The following is a 6,326-nucleotide window of genomic DNA, read 5'->3' on the forward strand; positions in this document are numbered from 1 at the left end:
CGGCAAAACAAAAATACAAACACACAAACTACGAAGGAACCCTCGGATGAAACCTCTGCTTTTCTGCCTGCTCACGGCAGCCATCGGCAACTGCCTCTACCATCTCGGTCTGAAATCCGCCGACATTCAGGGCAACCCGATGCGGGCATTGAGCCTGTATTACGCCTCCGCCTTCATCCTTTCTCTGGCAGCCGCGCCGTTTTTCGGTCCGCTCAAACTTTCAGACGGCCTCTCTTCCGCCGTTACCGATTGGCGCATTTGGTTGGTTGCCGCAGGCATGGTATTAATCGAACTCGGCTTTTTCTTGGCCTACCGCAGCGGCGGCTCGCCGCAATGGTCGGGCGTGGCAGTAAACGGTACTGCCGCCTTGTTGTTGGTACCGCTGGGCATCCTGCTGTTTCACGAACAATTTTCCGTGCAAAAAGTGCTGGGCATCGTACTCACACTCTCAGGCATCTATTTTTTGGCCTCCAAATAAAACGGCTTGATATCAATATGCTACCGTAATCCATAAATTTTATTGCACAAATTATATGCAGGCTATATGATGACCGACCACCTGCACCCACCATCAAAGACACACCGCTCTTCGGAGAAACCATCATGAAACTGCCCGTATTATTCATCGGCCACGGCAGCCCGCTCAATGCCATACGCGACTCCGCCTACACCGAAGAATGGCAAAACTACGGCGACGAACTGCTCGACGAATACGACGGCGAAATCGAAAGCATCCTCTGCATCTCCTCCCAATGGCAGACCGAAGGCACGCGCGTCACATCTGCCGAACAACCGTCCACCCTGCACGATTTCGACGACTTCCCCGACGAACTCTACCGAATCAATTATCCCGCCGAAGGCAACCCCGAACTGGCCGCCCGCATCGTCGCCCTGTTGGGGGAGGAGCAAGCCACCGCCGACCCGCAACGCGGCCTGGATTACAGCGCGTGGGCAGTATTAAAACGCCTCGTTCCCGCCGCCGACATCCCCGTCGTGCAAATGAGCCTCGACCGCCGCCTGAACGCCCAAGGCCACTTCGACCTGGCGGCCAAACTCGCCCCGCTGCGCAAAGAAGGCGTGCTGATTGTCGCCGCCGGCAACATCGTCTCCAACCTGCCGCTGCAAGACTGGCAACATCCCGACCGCGCGGGCAATGCCTACCCGTGGGCGGATTTGGCGCACGAACTGGTCAACAAATGGATAACCGGCCGCCGCTACGACCGCCTGCTGGACGAAGCCCAATATCCCGTCGCCATCCGTCAGGCATTCCACAACCGGCAGAATTTCTACCCGCTGCTCTACGCCCTGGCATTACGCGGCGAAAAAGAACCGATAGAATTTTTCAACGACGAAATCATCGGCAAATCCGTCAGCATGACTTCGCTGGTTATCGGCTTCGTCTGATTCCCGGAAGCGCGGCCCTCCTTTACAGTTATCGGCCGAATCATTATCATCCGGCCGATAAAAACAACAGGAAACGTCTGCCATGCCTGCCCGAAAACTCCTCTCCGGCCTCCTTGCCGCCGTCCTTTTCATCGCGCTTCCGGCTGCTGCCAAAGACATCGTTTGGAAACAGCAGACCATCACAATCGCAAAAAATCCAAGCCGCATCGCCGTTTACAATCCTGCCGCGCTCGACATCCTCGAAAGCCTGGGCGTACAAACCGCCGCATACAACGACGGAGACCAACCCGATCCCGCCAAACTCGCCGCCGAACCGCCCGAATTGATTATCCTCGGCGGCGCAACGGCAGGCCGTCTGAAAGATACCGCCGCCATCGCCCCCTCCCTCGACCTCACACCCGATACCGACAGCTACCTCACCGATCTTGCCGCCCGCACCATGCTGCTGGCCGACATATTCGGTAAAAACAAAGCCGCCGAACAAAAATTGAAAGCCGTATCCAACAAACGCGCCATCTTAAAACAACGCACCGAAGGCAAAACCGCCGTCTTCCTGCTGATGGAAAACGGCGGCTTCATCCCCCAATCCGAAGACGACCGCTTCGGCTTCTTCTACACCCTCTCCGGCCTGTACACACCCGACAATGCCGACTTAACTCATCATCCCGAAGACCCGCCACCCGCGCCGCTGCCGGAAAAAGCTTCCTCGCGCCAGAAAAAGGCCGCACGGGAAGCCGAAGAAAAACGGCTGGCCGAACAAAATGCGCGGTTGGAAAAACTGCTGGCCGCCCGTCCCAACTACATCGTCGTCCTCAACCCGCAGGCCGATGCATCCGCCACCCGCGCCGAACTGCAAAAACACCCCGTACTCGGCCGCTATTCCGCCCAAACCATCCTTCTCGATACCGGCTCTTGGTACCGCATCGGCGCGGGGCTGGACAACACCGCCCGCATGTTGGACGAACTGATACGGGCAACCGACTGAAACACCGAGGCCGTCTGAAAACCCGTCAGGTTTCGTGGGAAAGCCGATTTTCCGCACCCCGGCGGCCCGATAGGCAGTCTCTCAGGCGGAAGACGGTTTCTCACGAATCCCTTTCGACTCCGCCGACCTACACGACACGCCCGGCCACACCCGAACCGAATATACCCGGCCGAACCGGTGCGGAAGTGGCAAACGTGCGCCCTATCCGTTCCGACCCGTTTTTTACAGTATAAAACCCGCGGCAAGGCAAACGCGGCAAAGCAGGCAACACCTCAACCGGACATACAAAAAGGCCGTCTGAAAACATCAGCTTCTGTGAAGTAAATGTTTTCAGACGGCCTTTATTCAAAAATATCCGTTATCCGGCCATTGCGGCGAAAACTGCTTCCGCCGCCGCCACGGTTTCGTCTATCAGTTCGGGTGTGTGTGCGGCGGAAACGAAGCCGGCTTCGTAGGCCGACGGACCGAAGGCGACGCCGCGTTCCAACATGCCGTGGAAGAAATGTTTGAAACCGTCGGTATTCGAACGCGCCATGTCGGCGTAGTTTTGCGGCACATAGTCGGCGAAATACAGGCCGAACATGCCGCCCACGCTGTCGGCGGTAAACGCCACGCCTGCTTTGGCGGCGGCCGTCTGAAAGCCTTTAACCAACTGTTCGGTGCGCGCGGTCAGGTTTTCGTAGAAGCCTTCGCGCCGGATGATTTCCAGTGTTTTCAGTCCGGCCGCCACGGCCACGGGGTTGCCCGACAAAGTACCCGCCTGATACACGCCGCCCAGCGGGGAGATGCAGGCCATGATGTCTTTGCGCCCGCCGAACGCCGCCAGCGGCATACCGCCGCCGATGACTTTGCCCATTGTGGTGAGGTCGGGCGTGATGCAGTGCAGCGACTGCGCGCCGCCGAGCGCGACGCGGAAGCCAGTCATCACTTCGTCGTAAATCAACACCGCACCGTGTTTGGCGGTGAGGGAACGCAGGGCGCGGACGAAGTTTTCAGACGGCCTGACCAGATTCATATTGCCTGCGAACGGTTCGACAATCACGCAGGCAATTTCGCCGCCGATTTTTTCAAACGTTTCTTCCAATTGGGCGGTGTTGTTGTATTCGAGCACCAGCGTGTGCTTGGTGAAATCGGCCGGCACGCCGGCGGAAGACGGGTTGCCGAAGGTGAGCAGGCCGCTGCCGGCTTTGACCAGCAGGCTGTCGGAATGGCCGTGGTAGCAGCCTTCGAACTTGATGATTTTGTCGCGGCCGGTAAAGCCGCGCGCGAGGCGGATGGCCGACATGGTGGCTTCGGTGCCGGAGCTGACCAGCCGCAGTTGTTCGACGCTGGGCACGAGTTCGGCGATTTTTTCGGCGATGACGATTTCCGCCTCGGTAGGCGCGCCGAACGACAAGCCGCCCAACGCCGCTTCGCGCACGGCTTCGATGACTTCGGGGTGCGCGTGTCCGACAATCGCAGGTCCCCACGAGCCGACGTAATCGGTGTAGCGCGTGCCGTTTTCGTCCCACACATACGCGCCTTGGGCTTTTTTGATGAAGCGCGGCACGCCGCCGACGCTGCCGAATGCGCGGACGGGGGAATTCACGCCGCCGGGGATGATGGCTTTGGCGCGATTGAACAGGGTTTCGTTGCGGTCGGTCATAATTATTCCTTTCGAGGCCGTCTGAAAACGCGGCCGGATAAATTTGCATCAGACGGTATGATACCGTAAATCGGACCAAGCCATTCCGTTAATCCGTATCGATATCGGCTTGACCATATAAATTTGATAATATTTATCGTTTGTTAGATAATCTTACCGTTTCTTCGGGGTCTCCCCGCCTGTAAACATTCATTGATTTTTATATTTTCCCCACATAATGAGGTTCCATATGAAAAAACGTAATGCCGTCATTCTCGGTGCGGCTTTGGGTATTTCTGCTTCTTTCTGTACCTACGCCGCCGATTTCGGCCACGAGCAAACTTTGACCATCAGCGGCAAACCTGCCTATTTGGCCGAAACATCCGCCCGCGTCCTAGCCAATCAGAATGCCACTGCTCCGGAATTGGTAGAAGACATTACCGACGGTTTTGGCGCGAAAAAAATACCCGGCTACAAACTGATGGTAATGGGTCGTACCTATTCTATGGCCGCCGAAACCAAACCGCCGAAACCGGGTCAAACCCAATGGCGGGAAAATGCTTATGTCCACAGGGGCATCAAATTGTATCTCGGCATTCCGGTTACCGGCGGCAAAATGGATTTGGCCAATGCGAAGCTGATCAACATCGGCGTGGTGGATGATGACGGCGGCTCCGCCCCCCACGTTCCCGAAGAAAAAATCCGGCCGGTAGGCAAACAGTTGATGGGAAAAGATACAAAAATTGAAAAAGCCAAACTGCGCATCAGCGAATTGGATTTTCCCGATATGGATAAAGGGGAAACCAGCGGCGGCGGCGTGCGCTTGGAAGCGGAAGCCGTTATCGACGGCAAACCCGTCCACACCAAAATCAACAGCACATTTGCCCGCTTTTATACAGGCAAACCGGCCAGTGCCGGGGCATTCAAGGCTGATGCGCGTTTGATGAAATAAGCGAAGACGAAAAAATCAGGAGCTGCCCGCATTTCAAAAAGGCAGCTCCTTTATGATGCTTCCAGACAGGAGGCCGTCTGAAAAACCTTGTGCTACCAACGCACCATTAGCGCGCGGTGATCCGAATGCCGCCAAGGCAAAGGTTCGGCACGCACCGGCTGTTTTGCCAAAACATGATCGAGGTTTAGCCCGAACGGCAGCCAGGTTGGCGTCCCAAACCGTGTCTGCGCCCGTATGCCCGCCGTTTCGGTAAAGCTGCGGAACAGTGGCGAAAACGGGCTGCTGTTCAGATCGCCAACCACCAGCACATTTTCTTCCTTCCCGATGAATACGGCCGTCTGCGCCAAATATTCCCGTCGTTCCACCGCCAATGAGGCACTGACGGGCGGCGGCGGATGAAGGGCAAATAAGGCAGTATTGCCCGCTACCGCACGGATATACGGATAATCGCCGACAAACCTTACCTCACAGCCGGCCAGGGGCTTCCTACTCCACACTGCCAGGGCAAACGGACTGTCCGACTCCCATTCGCAACCATAGGGATAACTGCGGCGCAAAGCCTGCCATCCACTGACAGCCAAATCGATTTCCGCCAAAGCCAGCACTTCCGGCGCGGCAGCCAAAATCTTTGCCGATTCTTCGGCCGCCTTGGGATTATCGAGATTCACGTTGTACCACAACAGGCTGTGATATGTTTCAGACGGCCTCTCCCCTTCGAAAGGCTGCGCCAGCCACAGCAACAGCACAGATGCCGCACATAGCCATAGCCAACGTTTCCAACCACTGTCCAAACAAACCGCCAACACGAAAACGGCGGCATAATAAGGCACAAAATGGCTGAACAACTCAGCCAGCCAATACGATGCGCCGACATTGCCCGCCAATACCGCAATCACCGATAAAACCGCCAATATCCGCACCCTTTGAACGGCAAACTGCCGCCAACCGAATTTTTTATCCATATTTTTTCCAAACTGCAATAATGCAGCCATGTAACTATCGGTTTGTCTATTATAAACTTCCGCCTTCAATCATATAGGGGCATACGGTATTGCTGCCGATCGCATCCATTTTTTCCTCACCCATTTTACTTTACGGAAAATTCTATCATGAAAAACAACCACCTTGCCTGCGCCGTTTTAGCCGCTTTGCTGTCTATCCAAACCCTGCCGGCATTTGCCGCCAAACCTGATACCGCTTCAACTGTAGGAACACCCTCACAGAGCAATCCTGCTCCTGCAGATGCCGGACTTCCCGCCAACCTCGCCGAACAAATGGTTGTCGGCCCGGCGGTTATCGATTTGGGCAACCAGGCAAAACTGAAACTGCCCGAGACCTTTGCAAAATCCCCCCAAAATCCC

Annotated in this window: 6 protein-coding genes and 1 pseudogene; 5 read left to right on the plus strand and 2 right to left on the minus strand. The window is 56.2% G+C overall.

What is annotated here, in order from left to right; all coding sequences use genetic code 11:
• Positions 1 to 46: 46 nt before the first annotated feature.
• The 3 genes from HMPREF3107_RS01560 (at position 47) to HMPREF3107_RS01570 (ending at position 2,389) form a co-directional block, all read left to right on the plus strand.
• Positions 47 to 478 carry a hypothetical protein gene (locus HMPREF3107_RS01560; protein WP_070452577.1) on the plus strand — a complete coding sequence of 144 codons (432 nt, stop codon included), beginning with the start codon at positions 47 to 49 and terminating at the stop codon, positions 476 to 478.
• Positions 479 to 603: 125 nt separating this feature from the next.
• Positions 604 to 1,404 carry a dioxygenase family protein gene (locus tag HMPREF3107_RS01565; protein WP_070452580.1) on the plus strand — a complete coding sequence of 267 codons (801 nt, stop codon included), beginning with the start codon at positions 604 to 606 and terminating at the stop codon, positions 1,402 to 1,404.
• 82 nt (positions 1,405 to 1,486) lie between these two features.
• Positions 1,487 to 2,389, plus strand: a complete 903-nt coding sequence (locus HMPREF3107_RS01570; protein ID WP_070452583.1) for a substrate-binding domain-containing protein — start codon at positions 1,487 to 1,489, stop codon at positions 2,387 to 2,389.
• 358 nt (positions 2,390 to 2,747) lie between these two features.
• Here HMPREF3107_RS01570 and hemL read toward each other — a convergent pair whose 3' ends face one another.
• Positions 2,748 to 4,034 carry a glutamate-1-semialdehyde 2,1-aminomutase gene (hemL, locus tag HMPREF3107_RS01575; RefSeq protein ID WP_070452586.1) on the minus strand — a complete coding sequence of 429 codons (1,287 nt, stop codon included), beginning with the start codon at positions 4,032 to 4,034 and terminating at the stop codon, positions 2,748 to 2,750.
• A 229-nt stretch (positions 4,035 to 4,263) separates the two neighbouring features.
• On the opposite strand from hemL, the gene HMPREF3107_RS01580 reads away from it, so the two are divergent.
• Complete coding sequence (locus tag HMPREF3107_RS01580; RefSeq protein WP_070452589.1) at positions 4,264 to 4,965, plus strand: hypothetical protein; 702 nt, start codon at positions 4,264 to 4,266, stop codon at positions 4,963 to 4,965.
• Positions 4,966 to 5,057: 92 nt separating this feature from the next.
• Here HMPREF3107_RS01580 and HMPREF3107_RS01585 read toward each other — a convergent pair whose 3' ends face one another.
• Positions 5,058 to 5,927, minus strand: a complete 870-nt coding sequence (locus HMPREF3107_RS01585; protein ID WP_070452595.1) for an endonuclease/exonuclease/phosphatase family protein — start codon at positions 5,925 to 5,927, stop codon at positions 5,058 to 5,060.
• 147 nt (positions 5,928 to 6,074) lie between these two features.
• Here HMPREF3107_RS01585 and HMPREF3107_RS01590 point away from each other — a divergent pair.
• Positions 6,075 to 6,326: pseudogene (locus tag HMPREF3107_RS01590) on the plus strand (hypothetical protein); the annotation flags it as partial.

This window comes from Neisseria sp. HMSC31F04, assembly GCF_001807735.1.
GTDB classification, from domain to species: Bacteria; Pseudomonadota; Gammaproteobacteria; order Burkholderiales; family Neisseriaceae; genus Neisseria; species Neisseria elongata.